Here is a 23,377-nt window from a genome sequence, read left to right as displayed (position 1 = left end):
AAACAAATAAGTAAATAGGTAAGTAACAGAGGAATTGAACTTTGCTTCACCTCAAATGAACTAACAAATTAGTTGTTAAATTGTTCCTGCACGAAGGCCAGTGCTCCTTTACCATCACGGGTTAATTTGATGTATTGGCCGCCTTCAGTCTTAGCTAGCTTGATACCCAACTTATCAGTTTCCGCCTTCATGTCTTCAAAGTTGGAGGCAACTTGAGGAGCCAGGATAACCAGGTCAAACTCAGGCAGCATTTCACGGTGAGCACCGTAGCCGCCCGCTGCTGCTTTGACAGGAACATTGTATTCAGCTGCTGCTTTATTCAAAGAGTTGGCCAGCAATCCGCTAGTACCACCTCCTGCACAGAGCACCAGAACATTGGTTTCTTCGCTAATATTGTTTTGCGCTGGAGCTTCTTCATCCACTCCTGCTTTTTCAAGGATAGCGTCTGCTTTAGCAGTGTTAAAGTTAGCTGCTACTTTTTCTTTAAGAGCATCATTAGCTTTGCCAGAACGTTCTTCTTCTAGGATTTGTTCGTCATAAACCTTGACAAATGGATAATAAATAATCACATCCACTACGACAAGAAGGGCTGCAAGAACAAAGGACAGAAGCTGGAAGTTCGTACCCAGCACAATTCCCAGAGGTCCAGGTGTCACCCAAGGAAGGTTGGCTGAGAAGGAGTTCATGTTTAAGGTATCAACAAAGAATTTAAAAATCCATACGTTTGCGATAGGAGCAAAGATAAATGGAATAAAGAAAATCGGATTCAGTACGATTGGAGCACCAAAGAGAATGGGCTCATTGACACCAAAGAAAGTTGGGACAACAGATGCCCGTCCAATTGCACGGTTACGCTCGGACTTACAGATCCACATGAAGAGGAATGGAACAATCAAGGTCGCACCAGTACCACCCATAGTAACGATAAACATTTGCGTACCAGAAGTGATGACCTTATCCGCATGCTGACCAGCTTGAACCAGAGCCAAGTTAGCATCGATATTGGCATAAGTAATGGCAGCAATGGCAGGCTCAACGATAGACGGACCGTGAATTCCCACGAACCAGAAGAAAGCGTAAGCACCAAAGATAAGAGTGATTCCCAGATAGCCATCTGCCGCTGAGAAGAGCGGAGCGAGAAGTGTTCCGATGGATTCAGCAACGGTTACTCCTAGACTTGCTTTAACAAGCAGTTCCAAACCGTAGAGCAGAACAACTGATACAGTAAATGGAATCAAGTCTTTAAATACTTGCGAGATATTTGGTGGAACTTCTTCTGGCATGCGAATGGTGACATTATTTTTTACACAAACCTTGTAGACATTAACCGTAACAAAAGCTGCGATGAAAGCTGTCAAAAGACCTTTGGTTCCCATGAAGGCAGTCAGGAAGCCACCTTCCTTGGCAGGCTCAGCTGCCATGAGGAGGAAGCCGACCATAGAAGCCAGCATAGTAGACAAGAAGTTAATCTGGTTTGTCGCAGGCAGGTCGCGGTTGACAGAGTCAGTCAGAGCCTTGGCAGTAGTCCCACCCACAAAGAAAGCCAGAATCCCCATCGAATAGCTATAGGGGGTCATTAGGAAAGTTTCAATGTCCTTAGACCAGTGGAAGCCCCAAGCATTTGGCACATAGGCAATCAAGATAAAGATAGATGAGAAGAGGATAACTGGCATACCAGCGATAAAGCCATCCCGAATAGCACGAAGATAAATATTCCGAGAAATCTTCTCAAAGAAAGGCTTCCCTTTCTCAATAAGTCCGATGAGTTTGTTCATTATTTTACTCCTCTTTTGTATAGTTCAATCAAATGGTGCATCATGTCTTTTAGCAAGATGGTAGTCATTAGGTGGTCTTGGCCGTGCATCATGGTCACACTGTAAGCCAAGTCCTCACCAGCCGCTTCTTTTGTCAAGAGACTGGTCTGAGCATGGTGAGCTTCAGCGATGCAACCATTGGCTTCTTCTACCAAGGCGTCTGCCTTAGCAAAATCCCCAGCTTCTGCGGCTTTCAAAGCTTCCAGGAGCTTGGAGCGAGCGTCACCAGCGTAGGCCACAATTTCAAAACCGAGCAATGTTACTTCTTCTCTATTCATGAGAGTTCCTCCTTGTATTCTTATGTAAAATGTTATTATTGTTTTCTATTTATAAAAGACGTTGAATATGCAACACCAGGTAGACCCGTTCGCTGCGGTAGATATCAATTCCCGTCTTCTGGGCAATGATGTGGTAAATATCACTTCCGACCTGATAGGCTTGAGGATAGGTCATCTGGATCTGACTTTCCATTTCCAGCAGGGAAACATTGTCATCACGGCTTCTGTCCAGATAGTCCAAAAAGTAGTTCAAGTGAATCATAAAACGGTCATAAAAGTTGCTGTTTTCTGCACTTCTTTTAATACCATTTTTCTTCAGCTCTGCTTCAACAGCAGCCAGAATATCTTTTCGCCTGCCCAAGTGACTTTGCCCCTCAGGATTGGTCTCCCCTTCAGCATTGATAAAGTGATATGCAATGCGATTGACCTCGTCGCTAGGGAAATGATCCAACAACCGCTCGCGGTATATCGCTACTGCTTCCTGAGCAATCTGATAAGGGACAGGGTATTTGTCCGAAGCATCCGGCAGATCACTCTCCTTGTACCGCCCCTGCTGCACAGCCTGATATGAACAGTAGGTGTGATCCGTCAGCGTGACATAGATATACTCCTGGACTGGGTAATCATACTTCTTAGAAAGGGTGTCAATCACATCATAGGTCACTGTGATAAAGTCCAGTGGAACATCTTTGAGCAAGGCCACAAAGTTTTCTTTAGACTCTTCCGTTCTTAGGCGAAAGATTTTCTCAATCTTACTTTCCAGAACGATGTCACCCTTCTTTTTATTAAAAGCTATGCCACTGCCAATCAGAACAACCTCTTCACCATTTTCATGTTTGGCTAGAGCAACATTGTTGTTCATAGGATGTATGATTCGATACATATCTCCTCCTCTTCATTTTCTAGGGTTCTGGCAAAAGAAAAAGACCACAAACAAACCGAGGCTATATCTTCCCTCAATTTATTTGCGGTCACGCCTAATCCAACTTAGTAACGCTCACCCTATTCAATTTCTGATTTCATTATAGCATACCAGTCTCAGAATGTAAACCCTTACTTTATTTATTTTTTAACAAATTTTAGGCTCTTTCTTTCCAAGAGGTAGCTGTTTTTTGAAGAACCTTGTTGAGCTCATCAATATTTTCAAATCCTGTTGTACGAAGCCACTTGCGAGCTGCTTCTTCACCTTGCTCAATGTAGTCTTTGACACTGCCAGCCCAAGTCGCACGTCCGCAGAGAACGCCGTTGAAGTTAGCACCTGACTCATGAGCGAAAACAAGTGTTTCTTGGAAGAGTTTCGCTGATACACCAGCACTCAAGTAGATGTATGGCAGGTTAGTCGCCTCATCTTGTTCCTTGAAGAAGGCAGCAGCTTGTTCTTTAGTATGCACTACTTCACCATCGCCAAAGCCTTCAACGTATTTAACATTGACTGGTACTTCCACTTTCAAGACATCAATGTTGAAACGTGGGTCTGAGAAGACCTTCATAGCACCGATAACCTTGTGTGGCTTTACTTTAGCGTACTCAGCGCTGGAAGCATCCGCAATCTTTTCATCGTAAGCCAAGATTTCAAGGAAGAAAGGAATATCTTCTGCCACACACTCTGACCCCACACGCTCGATATAAGCCTGCTTTTGCTGGTTGAGTTCGTCAGAGCTATCTACATCATAGTAAAGGAGGAATTTCACCGCATCCGCACCTTGTTCTTTGATGCGTTTTGCTGACCAAACATCCAGACAGTCTGGCAGGCGCTTGGTACTAGAAGTATCATAACCTGTCTTTTCATAGGCCAATAGCAAGCCAGCATTCTTGTCCAAAGCCTTAGTAGCAGGCAGTCCATACTCAGGATCCAGAAGCATAGATGAAGCATAAGGAGTTAGCTCTTCTGCAACCAAAACCTTCAGTTCTTCCATTTGAGCTACTGTTGGTTCTGCTTCCTGGTGTTGAGCCATAAGGCGTTTCAAAGCACCGCGTTGGTCAAATGCCAAGGCAGAAATGATGCCATTCTCGTCAGAAAGTTTTTCCATGTACTTGCGTTTTTGTTCTGTTAATACCATTCTTTATACCTCTTTTACTGTGATTTGATTGTATAGGCCATCGTAGTTTTCAACGTTGACATGACCAGTCATTTTTTCTTGGGCATTGAGCATGCCCAGAACATTTGCTTTTTTGAGCAGAGAGACATCATCTTCTTGATGACTCAAGGCTGAAGAGATCCCTGCAACAGTTGAGTCTCCAGAGCCAACTGGATTGACCACTTGGATTTTAGGAATATCTACTTTATAGAAAGTATCCCAGTGCTTAGCAAAAGCTCCATCTTCACCGAGTGATACGATGATCCACTCGATTCCATCAAAGAGCGGTTCTGAAAGGACAGCTTTTAACTCATCCAAATCTTTGGAAACTTCGCGACCCAATAACTGAGAAAGTTCCTCGTTATTTGGTTTGATGGCAGTTGGTTTGACATCTGATTTGAGTACAGCTTCCAGAGCTGCTCCGGAGCAATCCAGCACCACCTTATTGCCAGCTTGATTAGCCATTTCAATCAGCTGGATATAGTATTCTGTCGGCAGGCCCGCTGGCAGACTGCCCGAGATACTAACTACCTCAGCTGATTCCATTAATGATTTAAAATGATGTAAAAAACCATTTGCCTCATCCGCTGTAATAGTCGGACCGGCTTCCAGTATTTCTGTTTGCTTGCCTTCGTGCAGAATGGCAATGCAGTTTCTCGTCGCTCCAGAAATATTGTAGAAGGAAGGTTGAACATTTGCGTGGAGATTTTGTAATAAAAATTCCCCATTATTCCCACCAATCAGTCCCGTCGCAGCGACATGGTCTCCAATTTCCGCCAAGACCCTAGTTACGTTGAGACCCTTGCCGCCTGCTGTTTTACTGACTTCCGAAACACGATTAACAGTATCAATTTTCAATTCTTCTAAGGGATAGGAAATATCAATAGAAGGATTCATGGTCACTGTAAGAATCATCTAGCTACCTCTCTAATCGTGGTACTCTCCACGATCCCATTTTTCAAGAAATTCTGTAAAGAAATTATCATCTGCTTGGTGAGCATTATGACTTTCAACGTGCTCAATCTTAGCAATCAACTTCTTGTTTTCTTCAGTCGGCTTGTACTCCGCATGAATGAAAGCTTCGATGATGTCGCACATGAGGAGCTCACCAGTGATTTTTCCACCAAAACCGATAACATTGGCGTTGAGTTCTTCCTTAGCATAGAGAGCCGAGGTCATATCGCGCACCAGAGCTGAGCGGATGCCCGGCACCTTATTAACCGCATTGTTAATCCCGACACCAGTACCGCAAATACAGATTCCCAGATCCGCCTTGCCACTGGCCACAGCTTCTCCTACCTTTTTTCCGTAGATAGGGTAGTGGGTCCGCACATGGTCATAAGTTCCGTAGTCCAGTACTTCGTAGCCTTTTGATTTCAAGAAATCTACGACTGCCATTTTTTCATTGGTAACGATATGGTCACATCCAATTGCAATTTTCATTTGACTTCTCCTTTTCTTAGCACATTTTGTTGAGCATGTCGACCCGGATTTGGTGGCGGCCGCCGTCGTATTTACCATTGACAAAGCCTTTGGCAATGTTCTTAGCCAGCCCTTCACCAACGATTTCAGCTCCCATCGTAATCATGCGAGAGTTGTTATGGCCGCGAGTCATGTAGGCAGAGCGTTCATCTGAGACTTCCGCCGCTACCATCCCTTTGATTTTGGTCGCTACCATAAATGGACCAGCACCATAAGCGTCAATGACAATACCAAGATTTTCCTCTTGTTTATTCACCTCAGCCGCAACTGCAAGGGTCACATCAACAAAATCTTGACCTTCTTTCGTCACATCCATTACTTCAAAGTTTTCTCCGACGAGAAAATCCTTGACCACATCTTTCAGCTTGCTTCCAGCAGCATCTGCTCCAATAATAATTGCCATGAGCATTCTCCTTTGTTTGATTTTTTGCACAGAATATTGTTTATAAAAAACATTTTCTGTTTCCTATAATCATACTATACTCCTTTAAAAGTTATTTGTCAACAGATTTTTTGTTTATTTTAATCAAAATATTTTTTAAAGATGATTAAAATAAACAAAAAAAGCCCTAAAAAGAGCCTTTTGATAATTTTTTCATCCATTTAAAATAAACTAGGAAATAATCTTGGTATAAACCTCCAGTTCTTCTTGAGCATTTTCAGACATCTGGTCTGTGATAACAGCTGTAATATCAGCCAAAGGACAGATAGAGGTGAAATCTTCCTTGCCAATCTTAGAAGAATCAATCAATAGGTAGGTCTCTGTCGAGCGCTCCAAAGCTAACTTCTGAGTATAGGCCTCTTCAAAAGAAGAGGTCATAATCTGCCCGTTTTTGATACCATTGCCACTGAAAAACATCTTGGTAAAATACATCTTGTCCATGATGGCATTGGTCATCTCGCCGACAAAGGCTTGAGTCGCTTCCCGCATCTCCCCACCAAGGAGAAATACTTTGAAGGTATCCGACTTCTTCTTCAGAAGATCGTGAAAAATCGGCAGACAGTTGGTAATCACGCGCAGATGCTGATTGCTGATTTCCTCAGCCAGTACTTCCACTGAAGTCCCCGGCCCAAGAAAAATAGTATCGCCATCTTCAATCAGCTCCACAGCCTTTTTGGCCACAGTCCGCTTGGCCTCAATATTCTGATAAAGCTTCTCTTCATGAGGGATTTCTCTATACTTGAGGTGCTGATTACTTTTAGCCCCACCGTGAACACGAGTCAGCAGTCCTTTACTTTCCAACTCAATCAAGTCCCGCCGAACCGTCATGTCGGAGACCTTCATACTCTCTACAATCTCAGCAACCGTCACTGTCCCAGCTCGATCAACCAGCCTAATTATTTCATCTTGTCTCTGATTTTTTCCCATACTTTAGCCTCTCTACACTCTAGTTTTGTTTATTATAACTCATTTTTCTGTTTTTTTCCATATTTTTTGTTTGTTTTAAACAAAAATGAGGGTTTGCGATATGGTATAGGACATAAAAAAGCACCTCGCAATGATGTGCAAGATGCTTTCTCCAGTTGATAGAACGATATATTTCACAATATGCCAAACTGTATCACTATAAAGAAATTTTAATACCTATTGATTTACATTTTTAAAGGTCACTTTAGCTTCTGGGTCAATACTAGTAACAATAGTTTTATAATAATGTTCTGCGGATTCTGTAATGAGATTTTTATATTGCTTAAGATATTCTTCCTGTTCTTTATTGCTAAGAGATTTAGCAACATGCTCTCCAGTATCAATATTTTCTGTTGCACCACTCAGCAGCTGACCACTCGTGTCATATAGTTTGTATCGCTCTTTGGGATCATCTGAAACCTTAACTCCTATAACTTCATATTTAGGGATAGTCAACTCATATTCATGATCAGCAATTTTCTTAACCTTGACTCCTTCTTTAATCCCAAATTTAGCTGTATAGTTAAGAATGATGATTGCTTTCTTAACAGACAATGGAATTCTGAAATTGGTACCAGGTAATTTCTTATCTTTCTCAATCACTTCAACCTTTTGAATGCCAACATCCAAAAAAACACTTTCGTTGACTTTCTCCAAGCGAGTGATTTGCGTATAGATTTGGCTTCGTTCATCTGAAGCGTTTTTACCTTGGAAAAATCCAATGATATTATAAGTTTTCGCAACAACAAAAAAGATAGCAAGAACGGCTACCACAATCCAAACGTAAATCTTAGCCCCCAAAACTTTTTTTATGAAATCCTTAACTATTTTCATTATACTACTTCCTCCGAATCAAAAATGCTGTTCCAAGGCTAATAATAGCTAGAAAAGCTGCTAAATAAGGATTCAGCGGAAAGAGAATGACAATTAAAAGCAACAACAAAACAAGTGATGCAATTTTTACTATTTTCATAATATAACTCCTAAAACTTTTTCAATAAAAATTATATAAATATATATACCTTTTGTTAAGCGGTTTCAAAGAGAATATTTACATCAAAAATCCCCCAGCAACCTCTTGCTGGGGGATTGTCATTAGATCAAAGATTGTTATCCAATCAAACTTCCATTGGGGACTTTCTCGTCCACAGTAAGGAGAGTCAGTTGGTCGCCGTGCTCGGCTGATAGAATCATACCTTGGCTGATGCGGCCCATCATTTTACGTGGTTTGAGGTTGGCTACGATTTGGACTTTCTTACCGACCAGTTCTTGCTCGTTTGGATAGTATCTAGCAATACCAGAGAGGATTTGGCGGTCCTCACCGTCTCCTGCATCCAAGCGGAACTGAAGAAGCTTATCCGAGCCTTCAACTTTAGAAACCTCTTTGACTTCTGCGACACGAATTTCCACCTTATCGAAATCATCAAATTTGATTTCCTTGCGGTTGAGTTTGAGCTCGACTTCTTCTGGATTCCATTCTTTTTCAACCGTAGGTTTGTTGCCTTCCATTTGTTCTTTGATATAGGCAATTTCTTCTTCCATATCCAGACGCGGGAAGATTGGTGTTCCTTCCCCTACAACTGTCAGACCTGCTGGGAGCTGGTCAATTGCTAGGTTTTCCAGTGAATCCGCTTGAGGCAAGCCAAGTTGGCTAAGGACAGCCTTGCTGGTTTCCATCATGAAAGGCTCAATCATGTGGGCAACAACACGGAGGCTAGCTGCCAAATGGCTCATAACTGCTGCCAGTTCTTTGACCTTGGAATCATCCTTAGCCAGAACCCAGGGAGCTGTTTCATCAATATATTTATTAGTGCGGGAGATGAGCGTCCAGACTGCTTCCAGGGCACGTGGGTAGTCAACTGCATCCATGTGTTTGTAGTAGTCAGAGATGGATTCAGATGCCACCTGAGCCAGAGCTCCGTCAAAGTCTGTCACATTTTCTTCATAGGCTGGCACCTGACCGTCAAAGTACTTGTTAATCATAGAAACCGTACGGTTGAGCAAGTTGCCTAGGTCATTAGCTAACTCATAGTTGATACGACCCACATAGTCCTCAGGTGTGAATGTTCCATCAGATCCCACCGGAAGACTGCGCATGAGGTAATAACGCAGGGCATCCAAGCCATAGCGTTCTACCAGCATTTCAGGATAGACCACATTGCCCTTAGACTTGGACATCTTGCCATCCTTCATGACAAACCAACCGTGGGCAATCAAGCGGTCGGGCAGCTTAATATCCAGCATCATGAGCAGGATTGGCCAGTAGATAGAGTGGAAACGCAGAATGTCCTTGCCCACCATGTGGAAGACTGTTCCATTCCAGAATTTATCGTAGTTAGCATGATCATCCTGACCGTAGCCAAGAGCAGTCGCATAGTTGAGCAGAGCATCAATCCAGACATAGACAACGTGTTTAGGATTAGATGGCACCGGCACGCCCCAAGTAAAGGTCGTCCGAGATACGGCCAAGTCTTCCAGACCTGGCTCAATGAAGTTTCTCAGCATTTCATTAAGGCGACCATCTGGCGTAATAAAGTCTGGATGAGATTTGAAAAATTCTACCAAGCGGTCTTGGTACTTGCTGAGGCGGAGGAAGTAAGACTCTTCTGATACCCACTCCACTTCGTGTCCTGACGGTGCAATTCCGCCGGTTACCTTTCCATTTTCATCACGGAAGACTTCTGCCAGCTGGCTTTCAGTAAAGAATTCCTCATCTGAAACCGAATACCAACCTGAATATTCACCCAAGTAAATATCATCTTGGGCCAAGAGGCGTTCAAAGACATCGGCTACAACCTTTTCATGGTAGTCATCGGTCGTCCGGATAAATTTATCATAAGAAATGTTTAACAATTTCCAGAGTTCCTTGACCCCAACTGCCATACTATCGACATAAGCTTGAGGACTAATGCCAGCCTCCTCTGCCTTGGCCTGAATCTTCTGTCCATGCTCGTCAAGACCAGTCAGATAGAAAACATCGTAGCCCATGAGACGCTTGTAACGAGCCAGAACATCACAAGCAATGGTCGTATAGGCAGAACCGATGTGGAGCTTACCGCTCGGATAGTAAATAGGGGTTGTAATATAAAAGTTCTTTTCAGACATGATTTCTCCTTAGGAGGCAAATGAGACCTCTTTTTATTCGGAAATTGCCATTTATCACGCAGATAAACCGCAAACTTCAACACTTTATTTTATCACCATTTGAAAAATAAAACAATGGATTGCCAACTTAGATGTATCTGCTCAACGAGGGTGAAGAGGGATGTACTGCTAAAAACAAAAATTAAATTGCAATATTTAGTGATTTATAATATAATAAGATAAATAAATTAATTAGGAGATTATTATGATTTATGCATATCTTGATTTTTGGCGGAGAGCTTTTGACTTCGCCGGGCGGTCAGATCGCCCAGATTATTGGTGGGCTATATTTGCCAATATGTTGATAACTATCTTATCTATAATTTTCTTACTTACGGTTGGAGAGGATGCAGCTCCTCTTCTATCGCTAATTCAGATTTATGGTTTCTTTAATATCATTCCTAATCTATCTCTGTCTATTCGCCGTCTGAGAGATGCTGGTTACCATTGGGCTTTTATCTTCGTGTCTTTTATTCCAGTTATTGGTAATTTCATTCTACTTTTCTTCCTCTGTCAACCCTCAGAATACTAAAAAATCAAGTTTCATCACTTTCTAATGGTAGGACCAATCCAAACGGGTTGGTTTTTATCTTGCAATATTACATTAAAACACCTAGTATAATACCTAGTATTTTCTGAAAACTTGCAATCATAGGGCAAATATAGTACACTAAATAAAAAAATAATAAAAGGAATTTTAATATGATTGATGCATATAAAAAATTTTGGAAGGGCTATGTAGACTTCACCGGTCGCTCAACTCGCCCAGATTTTTGGTGGCCCATTCTCTGCCATTTTTTAGTAATGATTCTAATACTTTGCATTGCTCTTGTGATTGAAACAGTTTTGAACTCTGAGACTGGAGGAGCCTTATCTAACACCTTAGCAGGTCTAATTGTGGTCTATTTTATTGCAATTCTTCTTCCCTCTCTCGCTATTCAAGTCCGTCGCTTGCGGGATGGTGGCTATCATTGGGCACTTATCTTATTGTACTTAGTCCCATTAGTGGGTCGTTTAATTCTGTTGGTGTTTTATTGCCAGCCTACTAAATATGAACCTGCTGTTAATAATTTCTATAACAATCAGAATTATCAAGAACAACAATTTGCCCAAAATTCTTATCAAAACCAGCAAAATTATCAAGGGCAGCAATTTGGTCAGAACTCCTATCAAAATCAGCAAAATTATTCAGGACAGCAATTTGATCAGAACCCCTATCAAAATCAGCCTAATCCTCAACAAAACTTTGCATCACCTGAAAACGAGCAAAGTCCATTTGAATAAAGCAAAAGCCATTCCGCTTCTGGAATGGCTTTCTCTTTGCAAGATTTTCTCAATAGGTCACAACATTCAAGTTGCCGCTTTCATACTCAGCGATGAAGATATTAGAAATATCATTATAGCCGTCTTTAGCCAGTCTCTCCACCAGCCACTCTTCTGTTTTATCAATAGACTCCAGAATATCAATTTGGACAACACCATCTGTGATAAGGGGATATTTAGGATTCTCTTCACCAGCCTGTACAATAATCAGCTGGCCGTTTTGTTCTATAACCGCCCGTTTGACCTGCTTGAGCTGGAAAATACCTTGGCTGCGCAGCTTCAAAGCCACATCTGCTGCTGAAAGACCAACAGAACGGCAGGCTTCGGGAATCAATTTCCCATGCTGAATCAACGTTGTCGGCTTGCCATCAATCAAATGCTTAACCGCACGGACATTGTTATTGAGCCACTTTAGGGTCAAGACCAAGATGGTCCACATGATGAGAATGACAGCATACTGAAGAATGTTAATGAAGCTATTATAAATCACCCCACCGATAATGCCACCAAGGACATAGTTTTGAATCTGGTCGATTGCTGAATTTGGCGCCAGATTGCCTTTTCCCGTCACATTGATGACAAAAACCAGTGAGAAAAGCCCCAGCGCTAGCTTAATTAGGATTTCAAGAAAATTCAATGTCATTTTTCAACCTCCACTATTTCGATATCTGTCGTCTTATGCAAGTCAATTTTTTCAAGCAAATATTTATCCGGCTCACTACCGCTCATAGCCCGATAAAAGTTCTTTCCGACTTTCAAAATCGCTCCATCAGTTGCGGCTGAAGTATTGACATAGACCTCCGACTTATCCACACCCAAGTCTTCTGAAATGACCTCAATAAAATGCAGAGAGGTTTGAAACTGGTTGTTAGAGTCTTGGTCAGTCTGAAAATTGCTAATGCCAATCAAGACCATAGCCACCAAGGCCAAAACAGAGATGATGGCTAGTTCCCGGAATTTTGAATCACGCTTATTGCGGTAGGCCTTAAAAGCAAAAAATCCTGTCACAAGCAGCAGCAAGACAGAAAGCGCAACTGTCACCCAGTTTTGCTGGCTGATCTGACTCAAAACATAATCATAAGAATAGAATTTCATGGTTTCTTCCCTCTATTTTTCTTGGATAATTATAGAAAAATTTTCATTATTTTTCAAGCTTTCTTACAATCACTTTGCTATAAATCATTCCTAAATTTTGTTATAATAAACTCAGTAAATTTTACTAGAAAAGGAAATTTTATGAAACTCATCTCTTGGAACATTGATTCTCTCAACGCCGCATTAACCAGTGATTCTGCCCGAGCTCAGCTCTCTCAAGCAGTCCTTCAAACCTTGCAAGCAGAAAATGCAGATATTATCGCCATTCAGGAAACAAAACTGTCTGCAACAGGTCCGACTAAAAAGCACCTGGAGATTTTGACAAATCTTTTCCCAGAATATGAAAACACCTGGCGCTCTTCCCAAGAGCCAGCTCGTAAGGGCTATGCCGGAACCATGTTTCTCTACAAAAAAGAACTGACGCCAACCATAACCTTCCCAGAAATCGGCGCTCCATCAACCATGGATGTTGAAGGCCGCATCATTACGCTGGAATTTGATGGTTTCTTTGTCACTCAAGTTTATACGCCCAATGCTGGCGATGGCCTCAAACGCTTGGATGACCGTCAAGTCTGGGATGCCAAATACGCTGAATACTTGGCAAGACTAGATGAACAAAAACCAGTTCTCGCTACTGGCGACTACAATGTGGCCCACAAGGAAATCGACTTGGCCAATCCAGCAAGCAACCGCCGTTCACCAGGCTTTACTGACGAAGAACGTGCTGGCTTCACCAACCTGCTGGCTAAAGGCTTCACCGACACCTTCCGCCACTTACACGGCGATATCCCTGACCAATACACTTGGTGGGCGCAACGTAGCAAAACTTCTAAAATCAACAACACAGGCTGGAGAATCGACTACTGGCTGACCAGCAACCGTGTGGCTGACAAAGTGACCAAGTCTGATATGATTGACTCCGGTGCGCGCCAAGACCACACACCCATTGTCATGGAGATTGAACTCTAAGGAGAAAACGAATGGACTATCAAGCTGTCATTCCTGAATTTGTGGTATCTGACATCGAAAAATCACGCCACTTCTACTGCAACTTGCTGGGATTCTCTGTCGAATACGAGCGTCCAGAGGAGAAATTTCTCTTCCTCTCACTTGAAGACTGCCAACTTATGCTAGAAGAAGGCAGCGCAGAAGAATTAGCCCAACTAACCTATCCTTTCGGGCGCGGTATCAATATTTCCTTTGGCATTGAGGATGTTCCTCAGCTCCACCAAAAACTGCTGGAAGCTGACTATCCCATCCATCGTCCCCTGACAAAAAGAGAATTTCGAGTGGGAGATAGCTTTATTTACCCTCATGAATTTGCGATTTTGGATCCAGATGGTTATTTTTTAAGATTTAGTGAGTAAGAAAGCGAAGTCATCAGACCTCGCTTTTTAAATGTCTTTAAAGTTATAGAGTTGTGGATAGTGATCGCACTCGGGATTTTTGGGATGGCAGATGGCTCGGCCAAAGTATATCATAGCCTGATGGGCAGGCAGCCAACGTTCCGGTGGAAGGACATCCATAACTCGCTTTTCTACTTCTAGTGGCGTTGCTGACTTTTTAACGATATCATGGTGTTTGCAGATGCGCTCCACATGGGTATCGACAGCAAAGGCTGGAATACCAAAGCCAACACTCATAACTACATTGGCCGTCTTGCGACCGACACCTGCCAGACTTTCCAACTCAGCTCGCGTTTGCGGGACTTGGCCATCAAAATCGTCCAAAAGTTGCTGGGCGCATTTCTTCAAAAACTTGGCCTTGTTGCGATAGAGCCCTAGGCGGGAGATGTATTTAGCAATGTCTGCTTCACCAGCCGCAGCCATGTCTTGAGGACTTGGATAGGCTTCAAATAAAGCCGGCGTTGCCTTATTGACCGCAGCATCTGTCGTCTGAGCCGACAGCATGACCGCTACCAAAAGCTCAAAGTGATTGCGAAAATCCAGACTGGGCTTGGCATCAGGAAAGAGGGCAATAATCTCTTCAATGACATGTCGAGCCCGTTTTTTTGATAAAACCATGATTCTTCTTTCTAAGATTGAGATAGATTTATTATATCATGAAAAGAAGAAGCATCCAAAAATCATGATTGAGAATGCAGCTGTTCTTAATACTTTACAAACCTAACTCTTCATACGCCTTCCGGTAGCCAATCTGCAAGATTTGGTTATCTCGAACCAGAAGCGGTCTTTTAATCAGCATGCCGTCTGTAGCCAGTAAATCTGCAGCTTCCTGAGCAGACAAATGCAGAACTTTTTCTTTTAGACCCAGCTCACGGTATTTGAGACCGCTAGTATTGAAAAAGGCCTTGAGCTCAAAGTCCGAGTTCTGGATCCAGTCTAGGAGCTGGTCCCGGCTAGGTGTATTTTGGACAATATCCACCTCTTCAAAGTCCACTCCTAATTGATTGAGCTCAGCCTTGGCCTTGCGGCAGGTAGAGCATTTGGGGTATTCGATAAATTGTAACATTGTTTTTCCTCCGTCCCTATGATAGCCCAGCTAGCTCCTTCTTGTCAAGCCGAGACTCATTAGAAAAAGCCGACAAGCGAACGGCTCATCGGCTGGTACAGACGCATTCCATAAAGAAACACCTCTATTTTTCGATTATTTTTTAATTAAACGCACTCGCACAATATTGTCACTATTCTCAAATCTATCAACCAGCTCCTGAATCTTGCTTTCGTCCGACTCATCCAGATCCAACAAAGTATAGGCATAATCGCCTTTGGAGCGATTGATGATATTGTCGATATTGATATTTAAATCACTGACCGCTGTTGAAATCCGAGCCACAATATTCGGTACATTTTTGTTAATCAGGGTAATCCGATAAGGTGCTGAGAGAGCCTGACGGACATTAGGGAAATTCACAGAGTTGATAATTTCCCCCGTTTCCATGAAGCGGCGGATAGTTTTCCCAGCCATAATAGCACAGTTTAGCTCAGCTTCTTCGGTCGAGCCGCCCAGATGCGGAAAGACAGTAATCTGTGGATGACGGAGCAGTTCTTCTACACCAAAGTCTGTGATATAGCGCTTGACTACACCAGCTTCTAAGGCATCAAAGAGGGCAGCATTGTCCACCAGCTCGCCACGGGCAAAGTTGATAAGGGTTGTTCCCTTTTGCATGAGACCAAAAGCCTCCTGATCGAAAGTAGCACGTGTATCCTCAGTCAGGGGCACATGGATAGTGATATAGTCACTCTTCTCAAAGATTTCCTTGATATCTGCTACCCGCTTGACATGGCTAGAGATATTCCAAGCTGTTTCAATGGATACATAAGGATCATAGCCAAGGACGTTCATTCCCAGACGATAGGCATCGTTGGCAATACGGCCGCCGATGGCTCCCAGCCCAATGACTCCCAAAGTCTTCTCTGAAATCTCTGTCCCAGCAAACTGCTTCTTACCAGCTTCCACTTGCTTGGGAACATCATCACCAGAAAGTCCATTAGCCCAGCTGTTAGCTGCGATATAGTCACGCGCAGAAAGGAGAATGGAAGCCAAGACCGCTTCTTTCACCGCATTGGCATTAGCTCCTGGCGTGTTGAAGACCACAATTCCCTGAGCCGTTGCCTGGTCGACAGGAATATTATTGGTTCCTGCACCTGCCCGCGCAATGGCTTTGAGCTTGCTTGGAAAATCTTGTCCATGCAGGTTTTGACTGCGCAGGATATAAGCATCTGGATTGTCAGACTTGTCTCCGTCAATCTGAAAAGCATTGCCAAGCTCCTTGAGCCCGATTTGATTGATATTGTTAAAGGTTTTGACACTAAAGACCATAGATTCCCTCCCCTAAGAATTCTCTTCTTCAAATTTCTGCATAAAGGCAATCAAGTCCTTGACACCTTGGAGCGGAAAGGCATTGTAGAGACTAGCTCTCATACCGCCTACGCTGCGGTGCCCCTTGATATTCTTGAATCCCGCTGCTGCAGCCTCTTTGTTAAATTTGGCGTCCAGCTCTGGGCTAGGAGACACAAAGGGAATATTGGCTACTGAGCGTTGCTGCTTATAACGGACTGGACTGCGATAAAAGTCAGACTGCTCAATGAAGTCGTACAAAAGGCCAGATTTTTCCCGATTGAGCTTTTCCATTTCTGCTACGCCACCCAGCTCCTTGACCCACTCAAAGACCAGTTTGGCCATATAGATGGCAAAAGTCGGTGGTGTATTGTAAAGAGAGCCATTGTCCGCATGAATGCGGTAATCCAACATGCTAGATAGAACTGGTTCGTCATCCAGCAGGTCTTCTCGGATGATAACAACTGTCACGCCAGCAGGTCCGATATTCTTCTGAGCCCCAGCATAAATCAAACCAAAATCCTCTACTCGGTATTGAGCAGCCAGGATATTAGAAGACATGTCCGCCACAATCGGCACGCCATTGGTCGCAGGCAGGTCATAAATAGCCGTTCCTTCGATAGTATTATTGGTTGTCAGATGCACATAAGCCGCCTGCGGATCAATCTCCTTTTCATCAAAAGAAGGAATTTCCGTGTAATTTAAATCCTCTGACGAAGCTAAAAGAATAGTCTCAAATGGAATGAACTTAGACAGCTTGACTGCTTCGGTGTAAGCTTTCTTTCCCCAAGATCCAGCCACTAGGTAATAGGCCTTGCCGCCTTGGGCTAGATTAAGGGGAATCATGCTAAACTGAGTAGAAGCTCCACCCTGCAAGAAGAGCACGCGGTAATTGTCCGGAATATCCATGAGCTCACGCAGCAAGCTCTCAGCTTCTTTTATAATATCGTCAAATTCCTTGGATCGGTGGGACAGCTCCATCACACTCATGCCACTTTGGGCATAGTCTAAAAACTCAGCCTGAGCTTTTTTCAAGACTTCCTTGGGCAATACTGCCGGTCCAGCAGAAAAATTGTAAATCGTCATATCCTACCTCCAAAATTTATTTTGTATATCATATCACAAAGTTTAGAAAATATCTATTTTATTTCAGAAAATCATCTCTTTTTTAGATAATTCCCGAACGTTGTTGAAATATAGATAAGCAAAACCAACTGTCTAATCCAGATAACAAAAAAATCCTGATTTTAAGTCAGGATTACTAAGTCTGAAGACATAGAAAAATTAAAGATTTAATTTCTATGGAAAGTGTTCAATCAATGTTCATAACTTCCTATATCTTCCTCTTCCAATAAATTCTATCATCCCTTTATCTCTTAGCAATTGCAATTGTTGGCGAATCTTGTCCTTAATATGATGGTTGTTAGGGAAAATGAGTTTTAAGCTTTCTTCAAAAGAATACATATCTTCAAGCGTAAACTCTCTCTCCTTGATTTTATCCAAGCATTTGAGAATTTCCAGCAACCATCCCCTAGTAGCAAAAGATTGCTTTCTAAGAAATAAGGTCTCTCTAAATTCTTTATGTACTAGTTCAGGCTCTCTAATCTGACCATTTTTAACTAGAAATATTCTTCCCTTTGATGACACTTGTGACAAATCGATATTGCAGCCTACCCAACCCGCGCGTCTTGCAGTCGGACCAAGTGGCTTCCTCTTAATTATAGTGTCAACTGTTATAAATTGCTTGGGAAGGACTATAAAATTTTGAACTTCATAAGTTTCCGAATAGGTCAAAAAGAAAAAGTTTGGATTATTATCTGCTTGTACTCTCTCAACCATAGTTGCATAAGCACCGTCATTGATAATAGAAGAAAAATTTCCCTTCTTACTTTTTAGTTCAAATTCTTCTGAACAACTCTGGCAAAAGAAGTCTGCAACAGGGCGATTATTTTCAAAGTGTTTCAAAGGGGTTTTACCACAATTTGGGCAATAGCTATGACGAGCAGCCCAATCTTCTGTCAAAACACGAGCCTTTTGACTGTTGCTTTTATAATTTTTAATTAAAGCTAAGTTAAACTGTAATTGCATAAGAACCTCGAAGTACGATAAACATCAACAACCTACTATAAAAATTTGACAGCAGGGAGCATGATTAAACACATTTTTAAAGTCTTCAACTTTCTATCAGTTCATGATAAACCGCATAGAGCTCGCTCTTGTTCCTGCCGTATTTCTTGGCGACGTTCTTGATGGCATGATTTTTTTTGCTGCCGGCTTCAACTAAAAGATCAATCTCAGCGAGTAATTGGTCCTGAGATATTTCTTGTGAAGCATTTTCTGCCGCCCCAGCTACAATCAAGAGACACTCTCCTTTAGGAGGATGTTCAGCCGTATAGGCCAGCAAGTCTGAAATCAAACCTCGCTGATACTCTTCATGAATCTTAGTCAACTCGCGCACCAAGACAACTTGGCGGTCACCATAAACTGCCAACATATTTTCCAGCGTAACCCGAACCCGATGAGGCGATTCATAGAAAATCTGGGTCTCAGGATAGGATTTTTTGCTAGTGAAAAATTCCTTCTGCTGGCCAGCCTTTCTAGGCAGAAAACCATAGAAAATATGCGGTTGGGGAGCCAATCCGCTAGCAATTAAGGCTGTTATTCCAGCACTAGGACCAGGAATTGGCACTACAGTAATTCCAGCTTCTAGCGCTACCTGAACCAAATCATGTCCAGGATCAGAAATGCTGGGCAGACCAGCATCTGAAACCTGGGCTATATCATTTCCGCTTTGAAGCATGTCCAAGAGAACTGGGATTTTCTCCTTGGCATTGTGCTCGTGAAAACTGATCTGTTTAGTCTCAATGCCAAAATGCTTAAGCAGCAGGCCGGTGTTTCTCGTATCTTCAGCCGCAATCCTGTCAACCTCTTTCAGGGTATTGACCATACGGATGCTCATATCATCCAGATTGCCGATAGGAGTTGCGACCAGATAAAGCTTGCCGTAGGCAGTTTCGCCCTTAAAACTTTTTTGAACCTGCATCGCTACTCCCTAAATAACAATTCATCGCAGAACATGCACTCTGCGTCATTCTCCCGGCGCTGGCCATAGAAATCCGTACAGACATGAAAGCCGTCATAGTAAAGCTTGCGCAGATTATCCCGATTTTTCTTGGTCTTGGTCGGAGCTTCCTTCTCCACCTCTCCCAAGCGCTCCCTCAGCTTGTCATTTTCCAGATGCAGAGCAATATTTTCCTCTACCACACTCTTGAGATTCTTCTTAACAGCTTCTACCTCAGCAAGGGTCACTAAAAGCGTCTGTGAAAAATCATCTAAGGCGTCAAATAAGTCTTTTTTATCCATTTTATACTCCTGTGCTGCCTCTTTTTACTTTCCTTTCAAAGTCATATATTCTAAAGCATTTTGAAAAGATACATTGGCCTGCCACATTTTCCGAGCCAGCAAAAGCTGCTCCAAGGCCTGTCGACCGCTTTCTGTTGCTATATCCTTATAAAATAACACTTCCAAGAGCTTGAAGACCTGTTCCTGCTTATCCTTATCATCAGCCAGCTTTGCCAGACGTGAAACCTGCAGAAATGCCTGACTGGAGCGAGTCTGAAAATCCTTGACAAAGCGCTCGCATTCGCTGACTAATTCAAAAAATGCGTTATTATGAGCCAAGCTTTCCGCTTCTGACTGAGTCTGACTATAGGCAGCTAGTAGCTCCGCTCGACTTTTAATCAAGCCATCCTGCTCCAAGCTGTGCTGCAAAGCAGCTGTATTTTTCAAAAAATGATAAACCTGAGTCCGACTTCGAATCGTCGGCAGAATCAGCTGTTCATCAGCAGTCAGGAGAAAGATATAAATCTCGCTCTGTGGTTCCTCAATGACTTTGAGCAAGGAATTGGCTGCATTAACATGCATCCGATCCGCATCGCAGATAATGAAAACCTGCCGACTGCCTTCCAGACCACTCTGAGAGAAGTTTCGGACCAGCTCTCGAACTCGGTCAGTTTTGATAATGTTATTAGCTGGTCGCACCACCGTTACATCAGAAAAATCTTCTTCTGCAATCAAACGACAAGAACGACAGGACTGACAAGGCCAGACGCCCTGCTTATTCTCGCAAAAGAGACTCTGAGACAGGATTTGGGCCATTTCAAAACTGCCAAAAGCTCCGGTAAACAAGTAGGCGTGACTAAGCCGTCCCTGTTCCAAAATATGCTGAAACTGCTCAAACAAGCTGGGCTGGCTTTTCTGTAAATCTTTTATCTTCATGACAGATTCCCAAATCGTTCCTGAATGATGGCTAAACTATCAGCTATTACCTTATCCAGAGGTTGACTGGCATCTACCTTTACAAAGCGCTCGGGCTCCTTATCAAGAATCGCCAAATAGCCCTGCCGAACCCGCTGATGCAAGTCCAAACCTTCCAAATCAAGCCGATTCACCTCTCGGCTCTCACTCCTAGCAATCCGCGCCAGCCCTTCTTCAACATCAATATCAAAATAGAGGGTTAAATCAGGTTTGAGACCATCTGTCGCAAACTGATTGAGCCATTCAATATCAGATACATCCAGACCACGGCCGTAGCCCTGATAGGCCACCGAACTATCGATAAAACGGTCCATCAAGACGATTTTCCCTTGCGCCAAAGCCGGCAAAACCCGCTCAGCCAAGTGCTGGCGGCGGCTGGCAATGTACAGTAAGAGCTCAGTCTTTGCATCCATAGCCGTATGACTAGGCTCCAAAATCACTTCGCGAATTGCCTCCGCAATCTGGACACCGCCCGGCTCCCGTGTCGTAATCAGACCAGTGCCATAATTTTTCAAAAAAGGAAGCAAGGCTTCCAACGCACTCGACTTTCCAGCCCCTTCCGGACCTTCCAGCGAAATCAAAATACCATTTTTCATCTTTACCTTTAATCTCTAACTTCTAATTTCTTAATCTTTATAAGAAAATGCAGATGAGACTTGCCCTAAAGCTTGATATAAGCTGCTTTTCAGAGTTCGTCCACATTGCTGAGCAGCCTGATAAGAGCTGACTCCGTCAACTCATTATTTTCATCCCACTCTTTTTTATCTATTGTTTATTTTACCAAAAAAAAAGCTAAAAGCCCATTATAAGAAAAAACTTTAAATATTTTTTCAAAGTGTTTTACAAAGGCTAAATTTTTGGTAAAATATATTCAGAAGAAATTTCTGGAAAGAGATTTAGGAGGATCTTATGTTTAAATTAAAAAACGTACTGGCCATCATTTTTGGGGCTGGAATTTTTTCTTTTGGGATTCATTATTTGGTCATTCCCTTTCATTTGTATGAGGGTGGAGCAACGGGTCTGACCTTGATTACCTACTATCTATTTAAAATCCCTGTCTCGACGACCAACCTAGTGATTAACATTCCTCTCTTTATTATTGCATGGAAGCTACTGGGTTCGAGAACCCTCTACCTCAGTATTCTAGGGACTTTCTCTGTGTCAGCCTGGCTCAAAATTTTTGAAATCTTACCTGCCTCCAAACACCTGCAAGACTATTTTATCTCAGCTCTGGACGGCGATGTCTTACTAGCCTGTCTTGGAACGGGGATTATTATGGGGATTGGACTGGGCACCATCTTTAATGCTGGCGGAACAACTGGCGGTACGGACATTGTGGCCCGCATCTTCAATAAATACACCAGCATTTCCATGGGCAGACTTATGCTGACGGTTGACTTTGTAGTCATTACCTTGGTTCTCCTAGTCTTCAAAGACTTACGCATGGTATCTTACACCCTCATGTTTGTCTTTATCACCTCCCGCGTCATTGACCTAATTGCAGAAGGAGGTTTTGCTGGTAAGGGATTCCTTATTGTTACCAGTAAGCCCACTGAGCTAGCTGAAGCTATCAATGACAAGCTGGATCGTGGAGTGACCTACCTCAAGGGGCAAGGCTTCTATAGCAAGCAGGATCTGCAAATTGTCTACTGTGTTGTTTCCCGTAATGAAATGCAGCAAATGAAAAAACTCATCAACCAAGTCGATCCATTTGCCTTTACTACTATTACCGAAGCCCATGAGATTTTGGGCGAAGGCTTCACTTTAGATGCCAATAAACAACCTATTGTACGTTAAAAACCTCATCTAGCGATGAGGCTTTTTTATTTTATTTATAAAGCTTTTGCAGCAGTATGTGTAATCTCAGCCAACTCAATAGCATGCTCTTCAAATTTTTTCTTGAGAAGCTCCATGTCTATATCACCTGCTAACTGTACTTCAATGACGACTTTGCCATCCTTGCGTGGGATATTGACTGTATTGGAGATGTTGAGATTTTCTTCCACTAGAAGACGGATTATCTGCTCAAGAACCCCCACCTTATTCTCAGTGACAAAGCGCAGACGGACTCCCTCTTCACCATAGCCAGACACTTCTAAGAAGGCTTTGAAAATATCACGGTCAGTAATAACCCCGTAAAGTTGCTCATTGTCCACGACAGGCAGGATACCAATCTTATTTTTCAGCATCAGATAGGTCGCATCTTCCAGACTGGCAAACTGAGAGATCGTAACCACATCACGAATCATAACATCACCAACCTTGGTTTTGTTGAGAAGATAGTTCATCTCATAAATGGACAGACTCGTTGCCTTAGATGGACTAGCTTCTGCAATCGTTCCTTCTGTCACCAGTCCCACTAGTTGGTCATTCTCAATCACCGGCAGACGGTGGAGTTTCTGCTCACGCATCATATCTGCCGCATGAGCAATCGTTGTATTTGGGCTGATATAAACCACCTTACGCGTCATAAAATCTTTAACTGCCATAAAAGTCCCCTCTACTTCCTATCCATAATTCTTATACTTATTATACTTTATTTTGAAGCTGATTTCAAACGCTTCCAAGTCCTTTGCCTAAGTTTTCAAAATTTAGAAAAATCCCGCGATTGGAAAAATTGAAGATAGACAATAGTCT

At 42.7% G+C, this 23,377-nt stretch carries 28 protein-coding genes; 5 read left to right on the top strand and 23 right to left on the bottom strand.

What is annotated here, in order from left to right; translation table 11 throughout:
• Window positions 1-68: 68 nt before the first annotated feature.
• The 11 genes from ELZ47_RS03380 to metG all read right to left on the bottom strand — a co-directional run bounded on the left by ELZ47_RS03380 (window position 69) and on the right by metG (window position 10,165).
• The gene (locus ELZ47_RS03380; protein ID WP_126435257.1) at window positions 69-1,775 is read right to left on the bottom strand and encodes a lactose-specific PTS transporter subunit EIIC; all 1,707 of its coding nucleotides are present in this window, start codon (window positions 1,773-1,775) and stop codon (window positions 69-71) included.
• Window positions 1,775-2,092, bottom strand: a complete 318-nt coding sequence (locus ELZ47_RS03375) for a PTS lactose/cellobiose transporter subunit IIA (protein ID WP_002894735.1) — start codon at window positions 2,090-2,092, stop codon at window positions 1,775-1,777. The genes ELZ47_RS03380 and ELZ47_RS03375 overlap by 1 nt, the downstream gene beginning before the upstream one ends.
• A gap of 49 nt (window positions 2,093-2,141) precedes the next feature.
• Window positions 2,142-2,975: a PRD domain-containing protein gene (locus ELZ47_RS03370; protein WP_126435256.1), complete on the bottom strand. Its 834-nt coding sequence runs from the start codon at window positions 2,973-2,975 to the stop codon at window positions 2,142-2,144.
• Between the two features lie 196 nt (window positions 2,976-3,171).
• Complete coding sequence (gene lacD / locus ELZ47_RS03365; protein WP_002899822.1) at window positions 3,172-4,152, bottom strand: tagatose-bisphosphate aldolase; 981 nt, start codon at window positions 4,150-4,152, stop codon at window positions 3,172-3,174.
• 3 nt (window positions 4,153-4,155) lie between these two features.
• Window positions 4,156-5,085, bottom strand: coding sequence for a tagatose-6-phosphate kinase (locus tag ELZ47_RS03360; protein WP_126435255.1), 930 nt, complete (start codon window positions 5,083-5,085; stop codon window positions 4,156-4,158).
• Between the two features lie 12 nt (window positions 5,086-5,097).
• Entirely contained in the window at window positions 5,098-5,613 is a 516-nt protein-coding gene (lacB, locus tag ELZ47_RS03355; protein ID WP_126435254.1) for a galactose-6-phosphate isomerase subunit LacB, read from the bottom strand.
• Window positions 5,614-5,629: 16 nt separating this feature from the next.
• Complete coding sequence (gene lacA / locus ELZ47_RS03350; RefSeq protein ID WP_126435253.1) at window positions 5,630-6,055, bottom strand: galactose-6-phosphate isomerase subunit LacA; 426 nt, start codon at window positions 6,053-6,055, stop codon at window positions 5,630-5,632.
• Window positions 6,056-6,265: 210 nt separating this feature from the next.
• Entirely contained in the window at window positions 6,266-7,021 is a 756-nt protein-coding gene (locus ELZ47_RS03340; protein ID WP_126435252.1) for a DeoR/GlpR family DNA-binding transcription regulator, read from the bottom strand.
• Window positions 7,022-7,237: 216 nt separating this feature from the next.
• A complete protein-coding gene (locus ELZ47_RS03335) occupies window positions 7,238-7,894 on the bottom strand; it encodes a DUF4230 domain-containing protein (protein WP_126435251.1) in 657 nt (218 codons plus the stop codon).
• A 4-nt stretch (window positions 7,895-7,898) separates the two neighbouring features.
• The gene (locus ELZ47_RS12050; protein ID WP_002903218.1) at window positions 7,899-8,033 is read right to left on the bottom strand and encodes a hypothetical protein; all 135 of its coding nucleotides are present in this window, start codon (window positions 8,031-8,033) and stop codon (window positions 7,899-7,901) included.
• Between the two features lie 137 nt (window positions 8,034-8,170).
• On the bottom strand, window positions 8,171-10,165 hold the full coding sequence (gene metG, locus ELZ47_RS03330) for a methionine--tRNA ligase (RefSeq protein WP_126435250.1): 1,995 nt from the start codon (window positions 10,163-10,165) through the stop codon (window positions 8,171-8,173).
• 244 nt (window positions 10,166-10,409) lie between these two features.
• Between metG and ELZ47_RS03325 the strand changes: the two genes are divergently transcribed.
• Together ELZ47_RS03325 and ELZ47_RS03320 are read left to right on the top strand one after the other, a co-directional pair.
• Window positions 10,410-10,736: a DUF805 domain-containing protein gene (locus ELZ47_RS03325; protein ID WP_126435249.1), complete on the top strand. Its 327-nt coding sequence runs from the start codon at window positions 10,410-10,412 to the stop codon at window positions 10,734-10,736.
• Window positions 10,737-10,906: 170 nt separating this feature from the next.
• Entirely contained in the window at window positions 10,907-11,488 is a 582-nt protein-coding gene (locus tag ELZ47_RS03320) for a DUF805 domain-containing protein (protein ID WP_126435248.1), read from the top strand.
• A gap of 49 nt (window positions 11,489-11,537) precedes the next feature.
• Here the strand turns inward: ELZ47_RS03320 and ELZ47_RS03315 are convergent, their stop codons facing one another.
• Complete coding sequence (locus ELZ47_RS03315) at window positions 11,538-12,170, bottom strand: DUF421 domain-containing protein (RefSeq protein ID WP_126435247.1); 633 nt, start codon at window positions 12,168-12,170, stop codon at window positions 11,538-11,540.
• A complete protein-coding gene (locus ELZ47_RS03310; RefSeq protein WP_002897090.1) occupies window positions 12,167-12,622 on the bottom strand; it encodes a DUF3290 family protein in 456 nt (151 codons plus the stop codon). The genes ELZ47_RS03315 and ELZ47_RS03310 overlap by 4 nt, the downstream gene beginning before the upstream one ends.
• Before the next feature lie 141 nt (window positions 12,623-12,763).
• Here ELZ47_RS03310 and ELZ47_RS03305 point away from each other — a divergent pair, with 141 nt between their 5' ends.
• Together ELZ47_RS03305 and ELZ47_RS03300 are read left to right on the top strand one after the other, a co-directional pair.
• Window positions 12,764-13,591, top strand: coding sequence for an exodeoxyribonuclease III (locus ELZ47_RS03305; RefSeq protein ID WP_126435246.1), 828 nt, complete (start codon window positions 12,764-12,766; stop codon window positions 13,589-13,591).
• Between the two features lie 11 nt (window positions 13,592-13,602).
• Window positions 13,603-13,989, top strand: coding sequence for a bleomycin resistance protein (locus tag ELZ47_RS03300; RefSeq protein WP_125331172.1), 387 nt, complete (start codon window positions 13,603-13,605; stop codon window positions 13,987-13,989).
• Window positions 13,990-14,016: 27 nt separating this feature from the next.
• On the opposite strand, the gene nth is transcribed toward ELZ47_RS03300, so the two are convergent.
• The 9 genes from nth to tmk all read right to left on the bottom strand — a co-directional run bounded on the left by nth (window position 14,017) and on the right by tmk (window position 21,336).
• Window positions 14,017-14,646 carry an endonuclease III gene (gene nth / locus ELZ47_RS03295; protein ID WP_002905943.1) on the bottom strand — a complete coding sequence of 210 codons (630 nt, stop codon included), beginning with the start codon at window positions 14,644-14,646 and terminating at the stop codon, window positions 14,017-14,019.
• Window positions 14,647-14,740: 94 nt separating this feature from the next.
• The gene (locus ELZ47_RS03290) at window positions 14,741-15,094 is read right to left on the bottom strand and encodes an arsenate reductase family protein (protein ID WP_125331171.1); all 354 of its coding nucleotides are present in this window, start codon (window positions 15,092-15,094) and stop codon (window positions 14,741-14,743) included.
• A gap of 135 nt (window positions 15,095-15,229) precedes the next feature.
• The gene (locus tag ELZ47_RS03285; RefSeq protein ID WP_126435245.1) at window positions 15,230-16,405 is read right to left on the bottom strand and encodes a 3-phosphoglycerate dehydrogenase family protein; all 1,176 of its coding nucleotides are present in this window, start codon (window positions 16,403-16,405) and stop codon (window positions 15,230-15,232) included.
• 12 nt (window positions 16,406-16,417) lie between these two features.
• Entirely contained in the window at window positions 16,418-17,509 is a 1,092-nt protein-coding gene (serC, locus tag ELZ47_RS03280) for a 3-phosphoserine/phosphohydroxythreonine transaminase (protein WP_125331169.1), read from the bottom strand.
• A gap of 237 nt (window positions 17,510-17,746) precedes the next feature.
• Window positions 17,747-18,511 carry a DpnI domain-containing protein gene (locus ELZ47_RS03275; RefSeq protein ID WP_126435244.1) on the bottom strand — a complete coding sequence of 255 codons (765 nt, stop codon included), beginning with the start codon at window positions 18,509-18,511 and terminating at the stop codon, window positions 17,747-17,749.
• Between the two features lie 85 nt (window positions 18,512-18,596).
• The gene (gene rsmI / locus ELZ47_RS03270) at window positions 18,597-19,466 is read right to left on the bottom strand and encodes a 16S rRNA (cytidine(1402)-2'-O)-methyltransferase (protein ID WP_125331167.1); all 870 of its coding nucleotides are present in this window, start codon (window positions 19,464-19,466) and stop codon (window positions 18,597-18,599) included.
• Window positions 19,467-19,468: 2 nt separating this feature from the next.
• Window positions 19,469-19,786: a DNA replication initiation control protein YabA gene (gene yabA, locus ELZ47_RS03265; RefSeq protein WP_002894690.1), complete on the bottom strand. Its 318-nt coding sequence runs from the start codon at window positions 19,784-19,786 to the stop codon at window positions 19,469-19,471.
• A gap of 24 nt (window positions 19,787-19,810) precedes the next feature.
• Window positions 19,811-20,701 carry a DNA polymerase III subunit delta' gene (locus ELZ47_RS03260; protein WP_125331166.1) on the bottom strand — a complete coding sequence of 297 codons (891 nt, stop codon included), beginning with the start codon at window positions 20,699-20,701 and terminating at the stop codon, window positions 19,811-19,813.
• On the bottom strand, window positions 20,698-21,336 hold the full coding sequence (gene tmk, locus ELZ47_RS03255; RefSeq protein WP_125331165.1) for a dTMP kinase: 639 nt from the start codon (window positions 21,334-21,336) through the stop codon (window positions 20,698-20,700). Before tmk ends, ELZ47_RS03260 begins: the two co-directional genes overlap by 4 nt.
• Before the next feature lie 313 nt (window positions 21,337-21,649).
• On the opposite strand from tmk, the gene ELZ47_RS03245 reads away from it, so the two are divergent.
• On the top strand, window positions 21,650-22,537 hold the full coding sequence (locus tag ELZ47_RS03245) for a YitT family protein (RefSeq protein WP_125331164.1): 888 nt from the start codon (window positions 21,650-21,652) through the stop codon (window positions 22,535-22,537).
• 35 nt (window positions 22,538-22,572) lie between these two features.
• Here the strand turns inward: ELZ47_RS03245 and ELZ47_RS03240 are convergent, their stop codons facing one another.
• Window positions 22,573-23,229 (bottom strand): CBS domain-containing protein, encoded by a 657-nt coding sequence (locus ELZ47_RS03240; RefSeq protein ID WP_125331163.1) that lies wholly within the window; start codon window positions 23,227-23,229, stop codon window positions 22,573-22,575.
• Between the last annotated feature and the right edge of the window lie 148 nt (window positions 23,230-23,377).

This window comes from Streptococcus sanguinis (genome assembly GCF_900635155.1).
GTDB classification, from domain to species: domain Bacteria; phylum Bacillota; class Bacilli; order Lactobacillales; family Streptococcaceae; genus Streptococcus; species Streptococcus sanguinis_G.
The sequence above is the reverse complement of the archived record's forward strand: the minus strand, read 5'-3'. Positions and strand labels throughout refer to the sequence as shown.

Coding starts and splice junctions, on each gene's coding strand:
- ELZ47_RS03380 (WP_126435257.1), bottom strand. CDS start 1,775: ATGAACAAACTCATCGGACTTATTGAGAAAGGGAAGCCTTTCTTTGAG.
- ELZ47_RS03375 (WP_002894735.1), bottom strand. CDS start 2,092: ATGAATAGAGAAGAAGTAACATTGCTCGGTTTTGAAATTGTGGCCTAC.
- ELZ47_RS03370 (WP_126435256.1), bottom strand. CDS start 2,975: ATGTATCGAATCATACATCCTATGAACAACAATGTTGCTCTAGCCAAA.
- lacD (WP_002899822.1), bottom strand. CDS start 4,152: ATGGTATTAACAGAACAAAAACGCAAGTACATGGAAAAACTTTCTGAC.
- ELZ47_RS03360 (WP_126435255.1), bottom strand. CDS start 5,085: ATGATTCTTACAGTGACCATGAATCCTTCTATTGATATTTCCTATCCC.
- lacB (WP_126435254.1), bottom strand. CDS start 5,613: ATGAAAATTGCAATTGGATGTGACCATATCGTTACCAATGAAAAAATG.
- lacA (WP_126435253.1), bottom strand. CDS start 6,055: ATGGCAATTATTATTGGAGCAGATGCTGCTGGAAGCAAGCTGAAAGAT.
- ELZ47_RS03340 (WP_126435252.1), bottom strand. CDS start 7,021: ATGGGAAAAAATCAGAGACAAGATGAAATAATTAGGCTGGTTGATCGA.
- ELZ47_RS03335 (WP_126435251.1), bottom strand. CDS start 7,894: ATGAAAATAGTTAAGGATTTCATAAAAAAAGTTTTGGGGGCTAAGATT.
- ELZ47_RS12050 (WP_002903218.1), bottom strand. CDS start 8,033: ATGAAAATAGTAAAAATTGCATCACTTGTTTTGTTGTTGCTTTTAATT.
- metG (WP_126435250.1), bottom strand. CDS start 10,165: ATGTCTGAAAAGAACTTTTATATTACAACCCCTATTTACTATCCGAGC.
- ELZ47_RS03325 (WP_126435249.1), top strand. CDS start 10,410: ATGATTTATGCATATCTTGATTTTTGGCGGAGAGCTTTTGACTTCGCC.
- ELZ47_RS03320 (WP_126435248.1), top strand. CDS start 10,907: ATGATTGATGCATATAAAAAATTTTGGAAGGGCTATGTAGACTTCACC.
- ELZ47_RS03315 (WP_126435247.1), bottom strand. CDS start 12,170: ATGACATTGAATTTTCTTGAAATCCTAATTAAGCTAGCGCTGGGGCTT.
- ELZ47_RS03310 (WP_002897090.1), bottom strand. CDS start 12,622: ATGAAATTCTATTCTTATGATTATGTTTTGAGTCAGATCAGCCAGCAA.
- ELZ47_RS03305 (WP_126435246.1), top strand. CDS start 12,764: ATGAAACTCATCTCTTGGAACATTGATTCTCTCAACGCCGCATTAACC.
- ELZ47_RS03300 (WP_125331172.1), top strand. CDS start 13,603: ATGGACTATCAAGCTGTCATTCCTGAATTTGTGGTATCTGACATCGAA.
- nth (WP_002905943.1), bottom strand. CDS start 14,646: ATGGTTTTATCAAAAAAACGGGCTCGACATGTCATTGAAGAGATTATT.
- ELZ47_RS03290 (WP_125331171.1), bottom strand. CDS start 15,094: ATGTTACAATTTATCGAATACCCCAAATGCTCTACCTGCCGCAAGGCC.
- ELZ47_RS03285 (WP_126435245.1), bottom strand. CDS start 16,405: ATGGTCTTTAGTGTCAAAACCTTTAACAATATCAATCAAATCGGGCTC.
- serC (WP_125331169.1), bottom strand. CDS start 17,509: ATGACGATTTACAATTTTTCTGCTGGACCGGCAGTATTGCCCAAGGAA.
- ELZ47_RS03275 (WP_126435244.1), bottom strand. CDS start 18,511: ATGCAATTACAGTTTAACTTAGCTTTAATTAAAAATTATAAAAGCAAC.
- rsmI (WP_125331167.1), bottom strand. CDS start 19,466: ATGCAGGTTCAAAAAAGTTTTAAGGGCGAAACTGCCTACGGCAAGCTT.
- yabA (WP_002894690.1), bottom strand. CDS start 19,786: ATGGATAAAAAAGACTTATTTGACGCCTTAGATGATTTTTCACAGACG.
- ELZ47_RS03260 (WP_125331166.1), bottom strand. CDS start 20,701: ATGAAGATAAAAGATTTACAGAAAAGCCAGCCCAGCTTGTTTGAGCAG.
- tmk (WP_125331165.1), bottom strand. CDS start 21,336: ATGAAAAATGGTATTTTGATTTCGCTGGAAGGTCCGGAAGGGGCTGGA.
- ELZ47_RS03245 (WP_125331164.1), top strand. CDS start 21,650: ATGTTTAAATTAAAAAACGTACTGGCCATCATTTTTGGGGCTGGAATT.
- ELZ47_RS03240 (WP_125331163.1), bottom strand. CDS start 23,229: ATGGCAGTTAAAGATTTTATGACGCGTAAGGTGGTTTATATCAGCCCA.